Consider the following 20,221-nt stretch of genomic DNA (forward strand, 5'->3'; position numbering starts at 1 on the left):
ATCCGGTACGTCAGAACAGCCCGAGACCTTAGCCGCTGCGCCCGGCAGGGGCAACGGCCGATGGTTGGGCAAGCACCCGCATCACGACCAACGGTCGTGACCTACTTTTCTTTTCGCCAGTTCAGCGACCCACGGTTTTCCACCGTGCTCGATTCCAGCTCCACATCGAAGCCGCGGCGCAGCAGGTACTTCAGCGTCAGCACCGAGCCACTGCCGACCAGCGAGACGCCGTAGCCGATGTAGAGCTTGGGCGAGATGTACTTGCCGAAGCCGATCACCGAGCCGCCCAGCGCGCGCGACTGGCTCACGCCGGCGTCGTCCAGGCCGAGCTTGGCCCCCAGCTGCGAGGCGAGCAGGCCGCTGCCGGCCGACAGCGCCGCCGAAGCCGCGTTGACCTGCTGGGCCTGGTCGCTGCTGGCACCGGTGAGGCTGCGGCCCAGCACCAGGTAGGCCAGTGCTTCGGACTGCGACATCGCCGGTTCCGACCACACATCCACGCGCGGCGACTGCGCCCGCCCAGTCACGTCGATGCCGGCGGTGACATCGCCGACGGCGCGCTGGGCCCGGATGTTGATGCGCGGATCGGAGACCGCGTTGTAGTTCCAGTTCAAGTTGCCGCGGGTGATGGTCAGGTCCTGTCCGTAGGCCTTGTAGCGGCCACTGACTTCCAGCCCGCCGTTGGCGGTCATCTCGCGCCCGGGGCGCGCCCATACCTGCATCTTGCCGGTCAGCGCACCCTTCAGGCCGAACCCGGCCATCTTGACCTTGTCGCCCAGGCTCACGGTCAGGTCCATGTCCAGCGGCGAGCTGGGGCCCTCTTCCGGATCGACCGGGTCGAGCACCACCACGTCTTCGGAAACCGAGGTGCCACGATCCAGGCGTTCCAGGTCCAGGTCCGCTTCGGGCACATGCACGGTGCCGCGCAGCTGCATCGCGCTGCCGGCCAGGGTGAAGTCCAGGTTCGGATTGGCGATCACGCGCAGTTCGCTGGTATTGGCCAGCAACACGTTTTCGCCGTGGATATGCAGCTGCAGCGGCTGTGCATCGCCGAACCAGGACAGCCCGCCATCGACATACAGCGTGCCCTTGCCGGAGTTGGCCTGCGCGGTGATCTTGGCCGAGCCATCCGGCTGCGCGGTGAAGCTGCCCTTGCCCTCGGCGAAGGTGAGCCCCAGCGCGGGGAATTCGCCATTGAACTTGCTCAGCGTGGCTTCGCCGCCCAGCGACGGCGTGCCGCGCGTGCCGCGCAGGCTCACGTGGCCTTCGATCAGCCCGGTCGGCCGCACGATGTCCGGCGAGAACAGCTCCAGCCAGTACAAGCGCGCGATGTTCATGTACAGCTCGCCGTTGAGGGGTGCGTTGGCATCCCAGCCGGTCTGCACCTTCGCATCGACGAAGCCGTCGCCCTGGAAACCGACACCGAGCTTGGCGTTGATCTGCTGCGGGGTCATTTCCAGGTTCACCGAGAACTGGTCGTAGCGCACCAGCTCGCCACGCGCGTTGTCGCCCAGGCGCACCCCGCCTTCGCGCGAGGTGACCGAGGCACTGCCTTCCCATGCGTTGCCGCGGGGACGGATGCGCCCATCCAGATTCACTTCACCGCGCAGGAAGATGCGGCGCCCGGACTGCGGGGGCAGCCACGGCTGCACCAGCGCCAGCGGCAGTGCATCGCCACGCACCAGCAGGCCTTCACGCGGCCAGTTCGCGCTGGCGCACAGTGCGCCACCGGTGGCCGACCCCAGGCAGGCATCGCTCAGGGTGAAGTTGCTGCCCTGCACGCTGAAGGTGGCCGGTGCGCGCAGGCTCCAGGCATCGCCCTTCATCGGTGCGATGCGCAGCGCGGTGAGGTCACCGCGCCAGGCCTGGCCCTGCTGGCGCACGCCGCCCTGCAGCGCGACGGCACCCAGTTCGTTTTTGGTCTGTGCATCCAGACGCAGATTGGAGAGACTGCCGCGGGCATCCACGTTGAGCGTGTCCAGCAGCATGCCGACCTGCACCTTGCTGCCCTGCACCGCCAGCGTGCCACTGTCGCCCTGCCACGGCAGGCGCCCCTTGATGCTGATCGCCTCGGCGCTCCAATCGTCCCAGCGCAGGCCGCTGCCGACCAGATCGGCGGTGATGTCCGGCGCGGTACGCGCGCCCTTGATCAGCACGTGGCCGCGCAGGCTGCCGCTGCTGTTGGGCAGCAGGTCGGCCAGCTGCACCGGATCCAGCTGCGCATCGATATCCAGGCGGTCACCGACCGAGCCCTTGGCGGTCAGTCGGCTGCTGCCCACCGCGAGCTTGAGATTGCCTTCGCCCTGCTCGCCGCGCAGCGCGAACCTTCCTTGCGCATCCAGCGCGCGTTTGCGCAGCGTGCCCTTGATGCCCGGCACATCGACCGTGGCTTCATAGCTGCCGGCGGTGCCGACCGGACTGCCCGCCGGCGGCGGCAGCTGGCGGCCCTTCGATGCAAACGAGCCGGACAGCTTGCCGTCCCAGCCCGGGGCGAAGTAGCCCGGATCGAAACCGGCCAGCTTGGCGGCCACGTCCCAGTCCAGCTGCGGTGCCCAGGCCACCTGGCCGGTGACATCGAGCGAACCGCCCGGGGTGCTCGCCTGCAGCTGTTTGATGATCGCAGCCTGATCGTTGCCGCGCACGTCGAAGGTCAGGTCGGCGACCTGTTTCTCGCGTTCGACCGAGGCACGGCCAACCGCCGCCCATGCCTTCAACGTACCGGCCAGGCCCATGCGCGCTTCTTTCAACGTCACCGGCACCGGCGCCGCGGCGCCCGGGGTGGTGGTATCAGCGGCGGGCACGAAGGTCAGGTCGCTGGCGACGATGGAGAAGCGCAGGCTGGCGTTTTCCTTGTCGGTGAAATCGGCGACGCCTTCCAGCCGCGCCTGCCCACCGAAGCCCTTCACCTGCAGCGGCGAGACGGTCAGCACCTGGTCGGCCAGGCCCACCTTGGAGGGCGCCAGTTCCACCGCGATGTCGCCCTGTTTGAAGCTGCCCTGCAGATTGGCCTGGCCGCCCTTGCCGTCGGCCTGCACGTCCAGCGCCATCGGCGTGCTGGTGCTCGCATCCATCCCCGGTACCAGCAGCGCCAGGTCCAGTTCCCTGCTGCGCGCGGTGAGTTTCCACACCGGATCGGTGCGGCCATCGAAGACCAGGCTGGCCTGCAGCGGCGCCGGCGCGTTGCCGGCGATCGCCACTTCCATATGGCCCAGATCGCCGCGTGCGACCAGGCCGAGCCGCGCCGGGGTGCGCCCACGCGGGGCCGGCATCAGGGCGCCGATGGTGATGTCGGTGTCGTAATCGCTGCGCGGCAGATAACGGCCGTCCACGCGGAAATCGCCCATGTCGCTGTCGACCTTGAGCTGGGTCGCGCGGAATTCGCCATTGGCGATCTCCACGCCGCCGCGCACCTTGGCGATGTCGACCAGCGGCTGCTGTGCCTGGGTGATGCGGAAGCCATCGATGATGATGGTGTCGGCCTGGATCGCCAGCGGCATTTCGATCTGCGGCAGCGAGTCCGGCCACGAGGGCAGTTCGAACGGCTCATCGCTCTTGGCCAGGTTCAACGTCGCGTTCTTGATCTGCAAGGCATCGAGCTGCAGCTTGCGACCCAGCAGCGGCCGGATGTCCGGATCCAGATAGGCGCGCTCGGCGGTGAAATGGATGTCGTCGTAGCGGAAGTCCAGATCGTGCAGCACCAGCGGCCCGGCGACGGGGCCATCCACCTTGCTCCACGTCAGCGACGCGCCGACCGGCAAGCGTGCGACCACCTGGGCCAGCAGCACATCGCGGCCGGCCACGGTCTGCAGCAGCCAGTACACCAGCAGCAGCGCGAGCAGCGCCAGGCCGAGCACGGTGAAGCCGGACCACGCCCAGAAGCGGCGCTTGCGGTAGAAACGCACGCGCGGCGGCGGCGGGGTGGCGGGTGCGGAAGGCGTCGGCGTGCTCACAGGTCCGCTCCGATGTTCAGGTACAGCTGGAACTGCGAATCCGGGTTGTTCAGACCATGCGCGACATCGACGCGCACCGGGCCCACCGGCGATTTCCAGCGCACGCCGAAGCCCACGCCGGTGTGCAGGTCGATGGTGTTGTCGAACGCGCTGCCGGTATCGACGAACACGGCCGCACCCCACGGCCCGCCCTTGAAGTAATGCTCATACTCGGCCGAGCCGACCACCAGGTTCTTCGCGCCGAGCGCGAATTTGTCCGGCGGTGCGGTGCGTGGGCCGACTTCGCGGAAGGCGTAACCGCGGATGCTGCGGTCGCCACCGGCGAAGAAGCGCAGGCTCGGCGGCATCGCCACCAGGTCGCTGGTCCAGGTCGTGCCACCCTCACCGCGCAGGATCAGGCGGTCGGTGTCGCCGATCGGCACATACCAGCGCAGCACCATGTTGGCCTGCACGAAGCTGGTGTCCGAGCCTGCGCCCTCGATGCCACCGCGCAGGGTCGCGCTGCCGCTGAGGCCGCGGCGCGGGAACATCTCATCGTCGACGTTGACGTAGTCGGCGACCAGCTGCGGGTAGACCAGGGTGGAGGTGTTGTAGACGGCGTCGGTGAATTCGGTGCCGGAGGCATAGCGCCAGCGCTCGCGCAGGGCGTTGATCGAGGCGATGGCGGTCCAGTACTCGTTGATCTCGCCACTGCGGCTGGCCGACAGCTTGAAGTTGCGCAGGTCGATGTAATCGGTCTGCTCGTCATAGGCGCTGGCGGTGAACGCATACCAGCCATCGAGCCACGCGAAACCCGGGATCCGGTAGCTGGTGACCAGGCTCTTGCGCTTCTGCGCGTAGTCGAGCTGGGTGTTCATCTTGTGGCCGCGGCTGTTGAGGAACCGCCGTTCCAGGCCCCCACGCACACCGGCGCCACTCTCGCTGCCGTAGCTGAGACCGGCGGTGTAGATCGTGCGTTTGGCGCGGGTCAGGCTGACGTCCACCGGCACGTCGCCGTTCTCGTCGGCCTGGTCCGGGCGCGGCTGGATATCAATGACGCTGAAGTAATCGAGCTTGGTCAGCGACTCGCGCAGGCGGTCCAGCTTGCCTTCGTGGAAGTAGCTGCCTTCGTCCCAGTACACCAGCGGATCGAACAGTTTGTCGACGAAGTAATCCTGGTGGAAGCGGATCTCGCCCATGTTGTAGCGGCGCCCGCTGTCCCAGGTGAGATCGACGTCGGCCGCGTTCTCGGCGCGGGTGATCTGGACCTGGCGCTGGGTGAAGTCGGCATCGAAGTAACCGCGTTCGGCCAGGCGCCGGGTCACCCGGATCTTGCTGGCTTCGTATTCGGTGTGCTCGAACCGCTGACCCTTGCGCGGCTTGAAGTTCTCCAGGTCTTCCTGGAGGTACTGGTCCAGCTGGGCCGGGCCGGTGATGTCGATGTGTTCGCGGCGGACCAGCGTCGGCGGCCCCTTGTCGACCTGGATCACCACGCGCAGGTTTTCACCTTCGCGGGGGCTGTCCACGGTGATGGTCGGGTTGTAATACCCGAACGGCTCCAGCGCCTCGCGGGTCTGGCGCTCGGCCTGGGACAACAGGTACTCCAGGCGCGACTCGCCCTGGACCTTGCCGATGGTGTCGTACAGGGACAGCGAGACCTCGATGTTCTCGATCATCTCAGCGTCGTCGCCCTTGTCCAGTCCTTTGATGTCCACTTTTTCGATGGTCCCCCGCGCATGTGCCACCGAGGCGGTGGCAAGGGACAGGAACATCAGGGGAAGGGCGAATTTCGTTGGCTGCATGGCGACAGCATAACGGGCCATCGCGGGCATGCGAAATCGGCGTGGCAGTTTCAGAACGACGGTGAAGACGCCGTTAAATTCCGCGAGAAAGTCGCTGCTGACGCATCGGCCCTGAGCGATGGCTGCACGGTGTCGGACAGAACCGTCCGCGACGGCTCGTGACGTTCCCGGCGCGAACGGTGCGCATTGCGCCGACCCCTGGAAACGCAGAAGGCGCGAACCGCCGAAGCCGTCGCGCCTTCTGGTGAGCCTCGGGGCGTCCTGCCCCGCAGCGTCAGTTGGACAGGTGTTCGATCGCCGCCACGCTGCCCAGGCGGTCGCCCAGGCGCTTGAGCAGGGCCAGGCGATTGGCCCGCAGCGCGGGATCCTCGGCATTGACCATCACCGCATCGAAGAACGCGTCCACCTGCGGGCGCAGGCGCGCCAACCGGTTCAACACGCTCACGTAGTCCTTCTGGTGCAGGCTGGCGTTGCTGTCATCGATCGCCGCTTCCACCGCTTCGGCCAGTTCGCTCTCGGCCGGTTCGGCCAGCAGCGCCGGGTCGATCATGCCCGGGATGTCGCCCTCGGCCTTGCGCAGGATGTTGCGGATGCGCTTGTTGGCCGCGGCCAGCGCCTCGGCTTCCGGCAGCGCGGCGAAGGTGCCGATGGCATCGATGCGGCGATCGAAATCGTACAGCGAGGCCGGCTTCAACTCGGCGACCGCGTTGAAGTGCGTGGCCGGCACGCCCTTGTCGGCGTAGTAGCCGCGCAGGCGGTCGATCACGAAGTCGTACAGCTCCTGCGGCAGCGCCTCGGTCTTGCGTTCGGCACTGGGCTGCACGCCCGCCGGCAGGCCGGCGATGGCGGTGGCGACCAGCACGCGCAGGTCCAGGTCGAAGCCGCTCTCGATCACCGTGCGGGCCAGGCCCAGCGCATTACGGCGCAGCGCGAACGGATCCTTGTTACCGGTGGGCTTCAGGCCTGCGGCAAAGCCACCGGCCAGCGTGTCCAGGCGCTCGGCGATCGCCAGCACCTTGCCCAGCGGCGACAGCGCGATGTCATCGCCACCGAAGCGCGGCTGGTACGCCTCGTCGATGGCCAACGCCACGTCCGGCGACTCGCCGCCGACCACGGCGTAATGCCGGCCGGCGATGCCCTGCAGTTCCGGGAACTCGTTGACCATGCGCGACTGCAGGTCGTTCTTGGCCAGCACCGCGGCGCGCCGGGCCAGCACCGGGTCCACGCCCACCTGCGGCGCGATGGCCTCGGCCAGTGCGGCCACGCGGGTCACTTTGTCGGCCACCGAGCCCAGCTTGGCCTGGTAGGTGACAGTCTTCAGGCCGTCGCCCATGGATTCCAGGCCCTGCTTCAGATCTTCGTCGAAGAAGAACTTGGCATCGGAGAACCGCGGACGGATCACGCGTTCGTAGCCCTTGGCCACTTCGGCGACGTCCTTGGACTCGATGTTGGCGATGCCGATGAACTTCTCGGTCAGCGTGCCGCCGGCATCGAGCACCGGGAAGAACTTCTGGTTGATCTCCATCGTCTCGATCAGCGCTTCCTGCGGCACCGCCAGGAACTCGCGCTCGAAACTGCACAGCACCGGCGCCGGCCATTCGACCAGGTTGACCACCTGCTCCAGGTTGTCCGGGGTGATGCGCGCCTGGCCGCCCGCCTCGGCGGCCGCAGCGTTGACCTGCTCGACGATGCGCGCGCGGCGCGCGTCGGCATCGACCAGGACGTAGGCGGCCTGCAGCGAGGCGACGTAGTCCTCCGGCGCGCTCAGCCACACGGTCTTGTCATGCATGAAGCGATGGCCGCGGCTCATGCGGTCGGCCTTCAGGCCCAGCACGTCGGCCTCGATGATGTCCGGGCCGTGCAGCAGCACCAGCCAATGCACCGGGCGGGCGAAGCCGTAGGTGTGGCTGCCCCAGCGCATCGGCTTGGGGATCGGCATCGCGGCGATCGCCTCGCGCAGGATCTCCGGCAGCAGGGTCGCGGTGCGCGCGCCCGGCGTGGTGGAGCGATGCACGAAGCGCTCGCCCTTGGCATCGGTGGTGCGCTCCAGCGCGGTCCAGTCGATCCCGGCCTTGGCGGCGAAGCCCTGCAGCGCCTTGGTCGGCTGGCCCTCGGCATCCAGTGCGATGTTCAGGTACGGGCCGAGCACTTCGGAATGCTGTTCCGGCTGCTCAACGGCCACGCCGGGCAGCAGCACGGCCAGGCGGCGCGGGGTCGAGAGTGGCTTGGCATCGCCACGTTCGATGGCCACGCCACGCTTGCTCAGGCCGTCGACGATGCCATCGAAGAAGGCCTGGGCCAGGCCCGGCAGCGCCTTGACCGGCAGTTCTTCGGTACCCAGTTCAATCAGCAGCGGCTGCATCGTGCTCATGCCTGCACCTCCTTGGCGGCGACGGCTTCGAGGCGCTTGGCCTCGTACAGCCTGGCCACGGCCTGGGCCAGCGCGCGCACACGCAGGATGTAGCGCTGGCGCTCGGTCACGCTGATCGCGCGGCGCGCATCCAGCAGGTTGAACGCATGGCTGGCCTTGCAGACCTGCTCATACGCCGGCAGCGGCAGGCCGACATCGACCAGCTTCTGTGCTTCCTTTTCGCAGGCATCGAAGCGGTGGAACATCTCGTCCACGTCGGCGTATTCGAAGTTGTAGGTGCTCTGCTCGATCTCGTTCTGCAGGTACACATCGCCATAGGTGACCGGGGTGCCGTCCGGACCGTAGGTCCAGATCAGGTCATAGACGTTGTCGCAGTTCTGCAGGTACATGCACAGGCGCTCCAGACCGTAGGTGATCTCGCCGAGCACCGGCTTGCACTCCAGGCCGCCGGCCTGCTGGAAGTAGGTGAACTGGGTGACTTCCATGCCGTTGAGCCAGACTTCCCAACCCAGGCCCCACGCGCCCAGGGTCGGCGATTCCCAGTTGTCCTCGACGAAGCGCAGGTCGTGCACCAGCGGATCGATACCCAGCGCCTTGAGCGAATCCAGGTACAGCTGCTGGATGTTGTCCGGGCTGGGCTTCATCGCCACCTGGTACTGGTAATAGCGCTGCAGGCGGTTGGGATTCTCGCCATAACGGCCGTCGGTCGGGCGGCGCGAGGGCTGCACGTACGCGGCATTCCAGCTTTCCGGACCGATCGAGCGCAGGAACGTGGCCGGGTGGAAGGTGCCGGCACCGACCTCCAGGTCCAGCGGCTGGATCAGCACGCAGCCCTGCTGCGCCCAATACTGGTTGAGGGTCTGGATCAGGCCCTGGAAAGTGATCGGAACGTTCGGAGTGGCGGACATGCGGCGGATTCTTGCCTGCAGAAGGGGTGCGCTAGTATAGCGACCGACCGCACGGGCCTTCCGTGCCTGGGGAAATGGAGGATGGAACCACGCCTGCCAGCGGCTTTTGCCAGCGCCCCTGAGGGGGTCCTGCCCCTGCCGCACGGCCGCCTCGATTTCGACCAGGTCGCCGCGGCGCTGGTCGCCGATGGCCTGGTCGCCGCCGCGGACCTGGAGCGCATCCGTTTCTCCGCCCAGGGCGCGCGCAACGCCAGTGAGGTCCATCCGCTGGTGCTGCTGGCCAACCTGAAGCTGGGCGCCAGCGCCGGCGGCGAACTCGGCCTGGAGCGCCTCAGCGAGTGGCTGGCCCAGCGCGCGGGCGTACGCTACCTGCGGGTGGACCCGACCCGGGTCGACGTCTCGGCGGTCACCGCCCTGGTCTCCCACGCCTACGCGCGCCGCCACCGCTTCCTGCCGCTGGCCGTGGACAGCGATCGCGTGCTGGTCGCGACCAGCGAGCCGCTGGCCCAGGAATGGCTGCGCGACCTGCAGCACCTGAGCCGTCGCCGGATCGAGCTGGCGATGGTCAACCCGCTCGACCTGCACCGCTACACCATGGAGTTCTACGGAGTGACCCGTTCGGTGCGCGGCGCCCGTGGCGATGTGCGCAGCGAAACCAGCAGCACCCTGCCCAGCTTCGAGCAGCTGGTCGAGCTGGGCCGCGCCGGCGATGTCAACGCCGACGACCAGCACATCGTGCACATCGTGGATTGGCTGCTGCAGTACGCCTACGAGCAGCGCGCCTCGGACATCCACCTGGAGCCGCGCCGCGACATGGGGCGCATGCGCTTCCGCATCGATGGGGTGCTGCACAAGGTGTTCGAGGTGCCGCCGGCGGTGATGACCGCCGTGGTCAGCCGGATCAAGGTGCTGGGCCGGATGGATCTGGCCGAGCGCCGGCGGCCGCAGGACGGCCGCATCAAGACCCGTTCACCGGGCGGGCGCGAAGTGGAAATGCGCCTGTCGACCATGCCCACCGCGTTCGGCGAGAAGTGCGTGATGCGCATCTTCGACCCGGATGCGGCGTTCAAGAGCATCGACCAGCTGGGTTTCAGCCCGCAGGAGGCGGCCGGCTGGACCGCCCTGGTCGAGCGCCCGCACGGCATCGTGCTGGTCACCGGCCCGACCGGCTCGGGCAAGACCACGACCCTGTATTCCACCCTCAAGCGCCTGGCCACGCCGGACGTGAATGTCTGCACCGTGGAAGACCCGATCGAAATGATCGCGCCGGAATTCAACCAGATGCAGGTGCAGACCAACATCGACCTGGATTTCGCCAGCGGCGTGCGCACCCTGCTGCGGCAGGACCCGGACATCATCATGATCGGCGAGATCCGCGACCTGGAGACCGCGCAGATGGCGGTCCAGGCCTCGCTGACCGGCCACCTGGTGCTGTCCACCCTGCATACCAACGATGCCCCCTCGGCGATCACCCGCCTGCTCGACCTGGGCGTGCCGCATTACCTGCTCGCCTCCACCCTCAACGGGGTGCTGGCCCAGCGGCTGGTGCGCACCCTGTGCACCACCTGCAAGGTGCCCACGGTGCTCTCGGCCGAGCAATGGGCGGTGCTGACTGATGCCGATGCGGCATTACCTGAGGCGCCCACGCCATATGCACCGGTCGGCTGCATCGACTGCCGGCGCACCGGTTTCCTTGGCCGCGTCGGCCTGTATGAGTTGCTGCCATTGGGTTCCAGCCTGCGCCGGCACATCCGCGCGGACATGGATCTGGCCGCCTTCAACCGTGCCGCACGTGCTGAAGGGGTACGAACCCTGCGCCGCGCGGGGCTTGAAAAGGTAGCGGCAGGGCTGACTACAATCGAGGAAGTCCTCTCGGTCCTGCCTCCCCCGGATGAATTCCGCCCCGTTCCTCATTCTTGAAACCGGCCAACCCGTCGCCTCGCTGCGCCGCTACGGGCGGTTTTCGCACTGGATCCGGGTCGCGGCCGGGCTGGATGCCGATGAGACGGTGGTGGTCGATGTCGAACACGGCGGTACCCTGCCCAGCCACCGCGATTTCGCCGGGGTGATCGTCAGCGGCTCGGCGGCCTACGTCACCGACCGCGCCGAATGGAGCGAGCGCAGCGCGCAGTGGCTGCGCGACGCCGCCCACGACGACCGCCCGGTGTTCGGCATCTGCTACGGCCATCAGCTGCTGGCCCACGCGCTGGGCGGCGAAGTCGCCTACAACCCGGCCGGACGCGAGTCCGGCACGATCGAACTGGCGCTCGACCCGTCGGCCGTCGACGATCCGCTGTTCGGCGGCCTGCCGGCGCGTTTCCCGGCGCATGCCACCCACCTGCAGACGGTGCTGCGCGCACCCGAGGGCGCGGCGATCCTGGCGCGCTCGGCACAGGACAACTGCCACGCGTTCCGCTGGGGCGCGCATGCCTGGGGTGTCCAGTTCCATCCGGAGTTCGCCACCCACCACATGCGCGGCTATGTCCGCGCCCGCGCCGAGTGCATCCGCCAGCACGGCGGCTGCGCGCGCAGCGTCGCCCGCGACGTCAGCGCCGCCCCGCTGGCCCGCCAGCTGCTGCGCCGTTTCGTCCGCCAGGCGCGCAACGCCTGACGCCTGCGCCGGTACCGCCTCCGGGCGCAACGCAGCGTCCGCGCCGCGCGTGGCGGCCTTCAGGTCACGCGTCGGGAAAACAGGGATAATCGACCGCAATCGGGCGTTCGCGCCTCCTCCCCTGTCCCGGAATGTTATGAGCGAGATTCGCAAGCTGCCGGCCTCCGCCGGCGCGGAATGGCTGGTGTCGGGTTTCACCCTGCTGCGCAAGGCGCCGTTGGCGCTGGGCCTGCTCGGCGTGATCTGGGCCGTGGCCGCGTTGCTGGTGATGTCGCTGGCGATGGTGAGCCCGGCGCTGAGCACGCTGGCGCAGCTGTTGATGGCGCTGGCCGGCCCGCTGTTCTTCGGCGGCCTGGTCTGGGCCGTGCGCGAAGTCGACCAGGGTCGCGTCGCGCAGCCAGCGCACCTGCTGCAGGGCCTGCAGGAAGGCCGCGCGTTGAACCTGCTCGCCTCGCTGCTGCCGCAGCTGGTGGCCGGCCTGTTCCTGGGTGTGCTGTTGCTGGTGCTGATCGGCAGCAGTGGCCTGCAGCACCTGAGCGAGGTGATGGTGCAGCTCAACGCGATCAGCCAGTCCGGCGCGCAGCCCGACCCGGCCCAGATCGAAGAGCTGATGGCCAGCCTGCCGGCGATGCGCATCCTGCTGTGGCTGGCGCTGGTGGTGGTGACCTTCCTGGCCATGGCGCTGGCGTTGTTCACCCTGCCGCCGCAGGTGATGTTCGAGCACCGCAACGGCCTGCAGGCGATGCGCCTGAGCCTGCGCGCCTGCCTGCACAACGTGCTGGCGATGGTGGTGTTCTTCCTGCTCGCCTTCGTGGCCGTGTTCGCGATCTACTTCGGCGTGATGCTGGTGGCCCTGATCGCGCAGCTGATCGGCGGCACGATGCTCGCCCTGTTCGTCGCGCAGCTGCTGCTGATGGGCGTGGTGATGCCGGTCTTCGCCGGTGCCATCTACACGGCGTGGAAGCAGATGTTCGGCCAGCAGGGTCCGCAGACCCCGCCGCCGATGCCGGGCCCGAACAACGTGTTCGCGGCCTGATCAACACGAAACCCCGGCCTTGGCCGGGGTTTTTGTTTGTGCGTCACTCCGGCTGTTCTTTCCCACCGGCGCGCGGCACCAGCCAGCGCGCAGCATGGATGCCCAGCTCGTAGAGCAGGCACATCGGAATGGCCAGCATCAACTGCGAGACCACGTCCGGCGGCGTCAGCACCGCGGCCAGCACGAAGATGCCGACGATCGCGTAACCGCGGCCTTCCTTGAACTGCTGCGGCGTGATCCAGCCGAGCAGTACCAGGATCACCATCGCCACCGGCAGCTCGAAGCTGGTACCGAAGGCGAAGAAGATCGCCAGCACGAAATCCAGGTACGCCGTCGCGTCCGGGGTGATCGCAATCACTTCCGGGCGGAACGTGGTGAGGAAGTGGAACACCGCCGGCAACACCAGGAAGTACGCGAACGCGCAGCCCAGGTAGAACAGCAGCACCGACGAGGCCAGCAAGGGCACCGCCAGGCGTTTCTCACGGGCATACAGGCCCGGCGCCACGAACGACCACAGCTGGAACAACAGCCACGGCACGGCGATGAACACCGCCACGAAGAAGGTCAGCTTCAACGGCGCGAAAAAGGCGCCGGCCGGATTGGTCGCGATCATCGTCTGCCCGTTCGGCAGCTGCGAGATCAGCGGTTCGGCGATCATCGTGTAGATCTGCCGCGAGAACGGCATCAGGCCCAGCAGCACCACGCCCAAGCCGATCAACGCACGCACCAGGCGCGCACGCAGTTCGATCAGGTGTTCGACCAGCGAACTCTCGCTGCTTTCATGCTCGCTCATCGCGGCGTCTCCTCGCTCGGCGGCGCAGGCGTGCGCGGCGCGGTGTCCGCCAGGGCCGGTGAGGCCACAGGCTGCTCCACACGTGGCGCGCTGCCATCGATTCCGGGCGGCGACATCGCATCGCGCGGCGGTTCGGCCTCGTCGGTCGCCACCACGTGCTGGGCCACGCTGGCCGGGGAGCCCGGTGCGGGACCGGTCATCACCGGTTCGTCGTCGGCCTCCGCGGCAACGTCATCGCCCTGCCGGGCCACGTCCTGGCGCATCTGCTCGGCTTCGCGGCGGACCGCTTCGCCACTGGCGCGCAACTGCGACTCGGTATCACGCACCGAGGATTTCACATCGTCGAACTGCCGCTTGATCTCTTCGGCATGCAGCTCGCGTTCGAGCTCCTGCTTCACCGAATCCCACTGGTTGCGCGCACGGCGCACCCACAACCCGGCGAAGCGGGCGGCCTTGGGCAGCCGCTCGGGGCCGAGCACGACCAGGGCCACCACCGCGATGACCAGCAGTTCACTGAAACCGATATCGAACACGCCAAGCCGCCCGGATCAGCGCGGGTCGCGATCGTGCTCGGTCTGCGACGTCGTCGTCGAGTCCTGCGGACGCGAACTGTCGCTGAGCTGCGCGTTCGGCTTGTCCTCGTCGCGCATGCCCTTCTTGAATTCCTTGACGGCGCTGCCAAGGTCCTTGGCGCCGCTGGTCAGTTTCTTGGTGCCGAACACCAGCAGAACGATGACCAGCACGACCAACCAATGCCAGATGCTGAAACTGCCCATGACTCGCTCGTTACGTAGTGATCAGACGGTTGAGCATAGCGCACCGGCGGTAAGCCGGCGCGCGTGACAAAAGTCAGTTGCCATCAAGCGATTCGGTACGGACTTCACCGTCACCGACCGGCTGGAAGCCCTGCTGCGGGGCCGGTTGCGCCGGCACGGACTGCAACGGGGCGGTGGTCGCGCCAGCGGCGGCCGGGGCCGGCGCCTGTTCAGGTCGGACCGGCACGGCAGCGGCGCGCGGCGCCGGGGCGGGTGCAGGCGCACTGCCTGCGGTGCCGCGCTTCTCGCGGGCGGTGTAGGTGGCTTCTTCCAGGCGATCACGGAAGGCGACCACGTCCACCGACGGCGGCTCGCCGACGCGGCCTTCGAACACCATGCGCGGCGTAGTGTTGCTGCCGTAGGCATCCAGGTTGGCGGCGTCGTCGATCTGCAGCACGGCGCCATCCAGGGCCACACCGGCAAACAGGCCGCGGGCGCGCGACCAGGACCAGATTTCGGCCTTCAGCTGGCCATCGGTGGCGGCGGCGGCGTTGCGGCCGACCGGGCCTGCGGCGACGCCGGCATCGGCGCCCAGGGTGAATTTGCCGTTGACGAGATTGTCCAGGCTGCGGTCATTGCGGAACACCAGCACCACGTCGGAGGACTGCACGCCGGCCTGGAAGCCGATGCTGCCGCCGGTGAGCTTGACGAACACCGGGTTGGACCAGCTGCCGTCCGGCGTCTTGACCGACATCAGGCCGTGGCCGCGACGGCCACCGATCACCAGACCGGCCTTGATCGTGTCGGGAATGACGATGACCGCGCGGCCCTCGTCGAGCAGCTTGTCCGGAATCCCCTGCTCGGGGATGTCCTGGATTTCATTCAGGACGCGCACGGCATTGCGGGCGCGCTGGTCCTCCTGTGGCCCGGCCATCGCCTGGGTCGACAGCAGGCTGGCGGAGATCAGCAGTACAAGGCTGAGGCGGCGCATGGGTGGGCTCCAGAAAGTCGATTCATACAAGATAGCGGCAGGTACGACCGGGGTCGATACGCTTCTCGACGTTAGAAGGCCCGCGATGAATCGGCAATGAGTATTCCGGGCTATCGATATGCCTGCTGGATCACGTTCATCATCCAAATCCATCCCGCCAATCGCGTAGACCTGCGAGAATGGCGGCATGCTCGACGCACCCGACACCGCCGTGCTGGCGGTCAATCTAGGCACGCCCGAGACGCCAACCGCCCCGGCGGTGCGTCGCTACCTGGCTGAGTTCCTCAGCGATCCGCGCGTGGTCGCGATTCCGCCGCTGTTCTGGAAACCCTTGCTGTACGGGCTGATCCTGCCGCTGCGCAGTGGTCGCTCGGCCGCCAAGTACGCCCAGGTCTGGCTGCCGGACGGCTCCCCGCTGATGGTCTACACCCGTCGCCTGGCCGAGGCCATGCAGGGCCTGATGCCCGATCTGCGGGTGCGCCACGCGATGCGCTATGGCACCCCGGCGCTGCCGGCAGAGCTGGATCGTCTGGCCGCTGAGGGGATGAAACGGATCGTGGTGCTGCCGCTGTATCCGCAGTACTCGACCACCACCACCGCCTCGATCGAGGACCAGGTGCGCGAGTGGCAGCCGAAACATCCCGGCGTCACCGTGACCCTGGTGCGCGATTACGCGGTCGATCCGGACTGGGTCGCCGCCGTCGCGGGCAGCATCCGCCAGTGGTGGGAACAGCACGGCCGTGGCGAGACGCTGGTGTTTTCCTTCCACGGTATTCCGCAGCGCCTGGCCGACGCCGGCGATCCGTATCCGCAGCGCTGCGAAGCCAGTGCGCGGGCGATCGCGCAGGCGCTGGAGCTGGCCGACGATGCTTGGCAGCTGACCTACCAATCGCGCTTTGGCCGCGAGAAATGGCTGCAGCCCTACGCCGAACCCACGCTGTGGGCGATGGCCGAACGTGGCGTGCGCAGCATGGACGTGGTCTGCCCCGGCTTCGCCACCGACTGTCTGGAAACCCTGGAAGAAGTGGCGATGGGCTTCACCGAGACCGTCGCCCAGCGCGGCGCGACGATGCGCTACATCCCCTGCCTCAACGACGCGCAGGCGCATGCACTGGCGCTGTCGCGGCTGAGCATCGCGGCGCTGGCATGACCCTGGCGTCCTTCTCGCTGCCGGTTGCCGGCACCACGGTGGCCGGCCTGCGCTCCCCGGGCACGGGTGGCCAGCGTGTGCTTGCCCTGCACGGCTGGCTCGACAACGCCGCCAGCTTCGTCCCGCTGGCGGCGCAGCTGCCCGGGCTGGAGCTGGTCGCGATCGACCTGCCCGGCCACGGCCATAGCGCGCATCTGCCGCCCGGCACGCAATACAACACGCCCGGTGCGATCTGCCATGTCCTCGACGTCGCCGATGCGCTGGGCTGGGACCGCTTCGTGCTGCTCGGCCATTCGATGGGGGCCGGCATCGCCAGCCTTGCCGCGGCCGCCGCGCCGGAACGCGTGGAACGCCTGATCGCGATCGAAGCGCTGGGCGGCCTGCGCGGGCCCGAGAATGAAACCGCGCAGCGCCTGCGCGAGCATGTGCGTGCCGCGCGTGCGCTGCCCACCCGCAGGCTGCGCGTGTTTCCCGACCTTTCCGCACCGATCCGCGCGCGCATGATGACCAACCAGCTCAGCGAGCCGTGCGCACGGCTGCTGGTGGAGCGTGGCGTCAAACCGGTCGACGGCGGGTACAGCTGGTGCAGCGATCAACGCCTGATGCTGCCCACCGCGATGCGCCTGAGCGAAGCGCAGATCGATGACCTGCTCGCGGCGATCGAATGCCCGACCCAGGTGATCTACGCCACCCCGGCGCAGGCCTACTACCCCGAGCCGTTGCGGAGCGAGCGCATCTCGCTGCTGCGCGACGGTCGCCTGGCGGTGTTCCCGGGCACGCATCATCTGCACATGGAGCATCCGCAGGTGGTGGCCGAGGTGATCCGGACCTTCCTGGCCGGGTAGTCCCGGCGCGGTGCGACACACGGTCGCACTCAACTTATCCCGGCAGCGACCGATACCGATGATGCAGGCCGATTTTCCTCGGCCGCACTGTCGTCGCTTGCTCCGCCGTTGCGAAGCCGCGCATCACCCAGGCTTCCAGGGAACGTCGTCGCAATGCCGGATTGGCCGTGCCATCGCCCACAGGACCGGGCCATGCCGGCGGTGATCGCCACCGCCGACGCGGCGTCCGCCGCTGCCCGTTCCCCGCGCGCCCATCCGTTTCTTCCCGCTGCCGCACCCACCGCTTCGCCGGTGACGGATGCGGCATCCGCCTGCGTGCGTACGCGCCGCGGGCTCTCTGCTTTCTACTGATCCTGGAGCCGCCATGTCCGCCCTTCCTGCTGCCACCTCCCGTCCCCCCGACCAACTAAGCGCGCGATCGCCCCGGGCCTCCGTGGACACCGCGTATCTGCTCGCGACGGGCGTGCTGCTTGCCGCGGCCGTGACCACGGCGATCTGGCAGCGGCAGCCGTGGGCCATGGCCTTCATCGCGGTCGCAGCCGCGCTGCTGGGCCTGGTGGCGCTGCGTTCGCGGCGGCAGGCCCACGCCCTGCGGCAGGCCGAGCAGCGATCGATCGCCGTGGCTGCGGAAGCGGCGCGCGACCACGCCCGCGACAGCATCGGGCATGCCCACGACGCCCAGGTAAGACAGGCACTGGATGTCTCGCGCACGGCGATGATGATCGCCGACAACGACCACGTGATCCGCTACGTCAACCAGGCCGTGGTGAGCCTGCTGCGCAACCAGCAGGCCAGCCTGCGCGAGGCCTTCCCCGACTTCGACGCCGAACGCCTGGTCGGCAGCAGCATCCACCGCTTCCATGTGGATCCCGATCGCATCCGCGGCATCCTCAACACCTTGATGGTCACCCACCACGGTCGCGTGCGGATCGGACCGGTGCACTTCGCCCAGGTGGTGACGCCGGTGTTCGATGCGCAGGGCCAGCGCCAGGGCTTCGCGGTGGAGTGGCATGACCGCACCCACGAACTGCTGCTGGAAACCGCGGTGGCGGACATCGTCGAGGCTGCCAGCAAGGGCGATCTTGATCGCCGGCTGCAGGCCACCGACGGGGGCGCCAGCTTCCTCAATAGCCTGACCGGCGGGATCAACCAGCTGTTGGACAGCGTGGGCGGCACGGTCGGCGAGATCCGCCGCGTGCTGTCGGCCCTGGCCGGTGGCGATCTGGACCAGCGCATGCACGGCGACTTCCATGGCTCGTTCCAGGCCATGCAGCGCGATGCCAACGCCACAGCCGAGCAACTGACCGCGATGGTGGAGCGCATCAAACAGTGCACCGGCTCCATCTCGCTGGCCGCCCACGAAATCACCAGCGGCAACGATGACCTGTCCGAGCGCACCGAGCGCCAGGCCGCGCATCTGGAAGAGACCGCCGCCTCGATGGAGGAACTGACGTCGACCGTGCGCCAGAACGCCGAGCACGCACGCCAGGCCAGCGCGCTGGCGCACGGTGCGCATGATGTCGCCACGCGCGGCAGCCAGGTGGTCAGCCAGGTGGTGACCACCATGGATGCGATCCAGACCGCGTCGCAACGGATCGGCGATATCACCCGGGTGATCGACGGCATCGCCTTCCAGACCAACATCCTGGCACTCAACGCCGCCGTGGAAGCGGCCCGTGCCGGCGAGCAGGGCCGCGGCTTTGCAGTGGTCGCCAGCGAAGTGCGCATCCTCGCCCAGCGATCCGCCGACGCGGCCAAGGAGATCAAAGGACTGATCGATGCCTCCGTGGTGCAGGTCGCCGAAGGCGCGCGCCTGGTCCAGGACGCAGGGCAGACCATGGGCGAGATCGTCAGCAGCGTGGCCAGCGTCAGCGGCATCATGGCCGAGATTTCCTCGGCCTCGCAGGAGCAGGCGGCGGGCATCGACCAGGTGAACCAGACTGTGGCACAGATGGACGATGCGACCCAGCAGAATGCCGCCCTCGTCGAAGAAGCCAGTGCAGCCGCACGCCTGCTCGAAGCCCAGGCCGCCGACCTGACCCAGGCGGTGGCGGTGTTCCGTCATCAGGAACAGGCCTACCGCGCAGCCGCGTAAGGCTCATCTGCCTCACCGCCCAGCGCCCCGCTGCGGCGCGCGCCCTGCAGCCAGGCGGCGACATGCTCGACCGCCTGGCTGACACGCGATGGTTGGGCTGGCCTCCGGGCCGCTGCAGCCGACGCGCTGGCCAAGGCGCGTTACGACAGCGATACCGGGACTGCATCGGTCGGACCTGACACCCCTCATTTCCCGGCGGACAGCATCTATGTCGCCGCAGCCAGCTGCACTTCTGTGCCGTCTGGCGCCCCGAACCAAGCTCGCTTTCGAACGCATGGCCAATCCGCGCCACGCGTTGACTGAGCCTGCCCAGACCATGCCGCCCCGGACACACCTTGCAGGGCGTGGTGTCGCCGGTGCCCTGTCGTCAGGATTCGTTCCCGCGCAGGGCGGTGAATACGGGCACAAGGACCACGGGCACCAGCGTAAGCATCACATCAGGATCAGCCTCCAAGGTGCCGCGAGAGCCAGCTATGCCTGGTCGGGCATGCCTGTCGGTGACGTCCACTGGATCAAACTTCGCACGATGCACGGGGTGCACCCCGCTCGCGCGGCGCAGCCCGCCTGGAACCAGTGCAGTCCTCCGGGAACCAGTGCAGCGATCCGGGAACCAGTGCGGCCCTCCTGGACCCACAGGAAATCATGCGCTGCGCCTTCGCCGCGGCGGTCTCGATATCGCGCGTTGCGCGTGCCGCGCGTGATCTGCAGGCGCCGGCCGAAGCGCGGCGTGAGCGGCGACGTTGCCCGGTGTGCGTTCCCGCATCATCCAGAATGCCCGATTCGAAAGCGGCGACCGCCGGGAAAGGCGGCGCACTCGACGTTCGTCCTCGCCAGGAGGATCGCTGAGTCGCTGAATCGCAGACAAAAAGAAAACCCCGCTGCATGAGCAGCGGGGTTTTCGGGGTAAAAACCCTGGCGATGACCTACTCTCGCATGGC

The 20,221-nt window shown here is 68.1% G+C and carries 14 protein-coding genes; 6 read left to right on the top strand and 8 right to left on the bottom strand.

The features are described 5' to 3' along the window. Nucleotides 1-101: 101 nt before the first annotated feature. From AB9O74_RS07430 to glyQ, 4 genes are all read right to left on the bottom strand, one after another. A complete protein-coding gene (locus AB9O74_RS07430; RefSeq protein ID WP_369348912.1) occupies nucleotides 102-3,947 on the bottom strand; it encodes a translocation/assembly module TamB domain-containing protein in 3,846 nt (1,281 codons plus the stop codon). Beyond that, nucleotides 3,944-5,728 carry an autotransporter assembly complex family protein gene (locus AB9O74_RS07435; protein ID WP_176988451.1) on the bottom strand — a complete coding sequence of 595 codons (1,785 nt, stop codon included), beginning with the start codon at nucleotides 5,726-5,728 and terminating at the stop codon, nucleotides 3,944-3,946. The genes AB9O74_RS07430 and AB9O74_RS07435 overlap by 4 nt, the downstream gene beginning before the upstream one ends. A 274-nt stretch (nucleotides 5,729-6,002) precedes the next feature. Continuing rightward, nucleotides 6,003-8,099, bottom strand: coding sequence for a glycine--tRNA ligase subunit beta (gene glyS, locus AB9O74_RS07440; protein WP_369348913.1), 2,097 nt, complete (start codon nucleotides 8,097-8,099; stop codon nucleotides 6,003-6,005). Continuing rightward, on the bottom strand, nucleotides 8,096-9,007 hold the full coding sequence (gene glyQ / locus AB9O74_RS07445) for a glycine--tRNA ligase subunit alpha (RefSeq protein WP_176987777.1): 912 nt from the start codon (nucleotides 9,005-9,007) through the stop codon (nucleotides 8,096-8,098). Before glyQ ends, glyS begins: the two co-directional genes overlap by 4 nt. Nucleotides 9,008-9,088: 81 nt before the next feature. Here glyQ and AB9O74_RS07450 point away from each other — a divergent pair, with 81 nt between their 5' ends. The 3 genes from AB9O74_RS07450 to AB9O74_RS07460 all read left to right on the top strand — a co-directional run bounded on the left by AB9O74_RS07450 (nucleotide 9,089) and on the right by AB9O74_RS07460 (nucleotide 12,654). Beyond that, nucleotides 9,089-10,927 (top strand): GspE/PulE family protein, encoded by a 1,839-nt coding sequence (locus tag AB9O74_RS07450; protein WP_369348914.1) that lies wholly within the window; start codon nucleotides 9,089-9,091, stop codon nucleotides 10,925-10,927. Next, nucleotides 10,899-11,618: a glutamine amidotransferase gene (locus AB9O74_RS07455; protein ID WP_369348915.1), complete on the top strand. Its 720-nt coding sequence runs from the start codon at nucleotides 10,899-10,901 to the stop codon at nucleotides 11,616-11,618. The genes AB9O74_RS07450 and AB9O74_RS07455 overlap by 29 nt, the downstream gene beginning before the upstream one ends. A gap of 136 nt (nucleotides 11,619-11,754) precedes the next feature. After that, a complete protein-coding gene (locus tag AB9O74_RS07460; protein ID WP_176987774.1) occupies nucleotides 11,755-12,654 on the top strand; it encodes a BPSS1780 family membrane protein in 900 nt (299 codons plus the stop codon). Nucleotides 12,655-12,697: 43 nt separating this feature from the next. Here the strand turns inward: AB9O74_RS07460 and tatC are convergent, their stop codons facing one another. The 4 genes from tatC to AB9O74_RS07480 all read right to left on the bottom strand — a co-directional run bounded on the left by tatC (nucleotide 12,698) and on the right by AB9O74_RS07480 (nucleotide 15,193). Then, nucleotides 12,698-13,447 (bottom strand): twin-arginine translocase subunit TatC, encoded by a 750-nt coding sequence (gene tatC, locus AB9O74_RS07465; RefSeq protein ID WP_176987773.1) that lies wholly within the window; start codon nucleotides 13,445-13,447, stop codon nucleotides 12,698-12,700. Then, complete coding sequence (gene tatB, locus AB9O74_RS07470) at nucleotides 13,444-13,980, bottom strand: Sec-independent protein translocase protein TatB (RefSeq protein ID WP_369348916.1); 537 nt, start codon at nucleotides 13,978-13,980, stop codon at nucleotides 13,444-13,446. The genes tatC and tatB overlap by 4 nt, the downstream gene beginning before the upstream one ends. A 15-nt stretch (nucleotides 13,981-13,995) precedes the next feature. Next, nucleotides 13,996-14,223, bottom strand: coding sequence for a Sec-independent protein translocase subunit TatA (tatA, locus tag AB9O74_RS07475; protein ID WP_019185586.1), 228 nt, complete (start codon nucleotides 14,221-14,223; stop codon nucleotides 13,996-13,998). A gap of 73 nt (nucleotides 14,224-14,296) precedes the next feature. Beyond that, nucleotides 14,297-15,193: a YSC84-related protein gene (locus AB9O74_RS07480; protein ID WP_121041012.1), complete on the bottom strand. Its 897-nt coding sequence runs from the start codon at nucleotides 15,191-15,193 to the stop codon at nucleotides 14,297-14,299. Nucleotides 15,194-15,380: 187 nt separating this feature from the next. Between AB9O74_RS07480 and hemH the strand changes: the two genes are divergently transcribed. The 3 genes from hemH to AB9O74_RS07495 all read left to right on the top strand — a co-directional run bounded on the left by hemH (nucleotide 15,381) and on the right by AB9O74_RS07495 (nucleotide 19,283). Further along, nucleotides 15,381-16,343: a ferrochelatase gene (gene hemH, locus AB9O74_RS07485; RefSeq protein ID WP_176987771.1), complete on the top strand. Its 963-nt coding sequence runs from the start codon at nucleotides 15,381-15,383 to the stop codon at nucleotides 16,341-16,343. Further along, the gene (locus AB9O74_RS07490; RefSeq protein ID WP_369348917.1) at nucleotides 16,340-17,188 is read left to right on the top strand and encodes an alpha/beta fold hydrolase; all 849 of its coding nucleotides are present in this window, start codon (nucleotides 16,340-16,342) and stop codon (nucleotides 17,186-17,188) included. Before hemH ends, AB9O74_RS07490 begins: the two co-directional genes overlap by 4 nt. A gap of 364 nt (nucleotides 17,189-17,552) precedes the next feature. Continuing rightward, the gene (locus AB9O74_RS07495) at nucleotides 17,553-19,283 is read left to right on the top strand and encodes a methyl-accepting chemotaxis protein (protein ID WP_369348918.1); all 1,731 of its coding nucleotides are present in this window, start codon (nucleotides 17,553-17,555) and stop codon (nucleotides 19,281-19,283) included. Nucleotides 19,284-20,221 lie beyond the last annotated feature (938 nt).

Source organism: Stenotrophomonas sp. JAG2, assembly GCF_041080745.1.
GTDB classification, from domain to species: domain Bacteria; phylum Pseudomonadota; class Gammaproteobacteria; order Xanthomonadales; family Xanthomonadaceae; genus Stenotrophomonas; species Stenotrophomonas maltophilia_AA.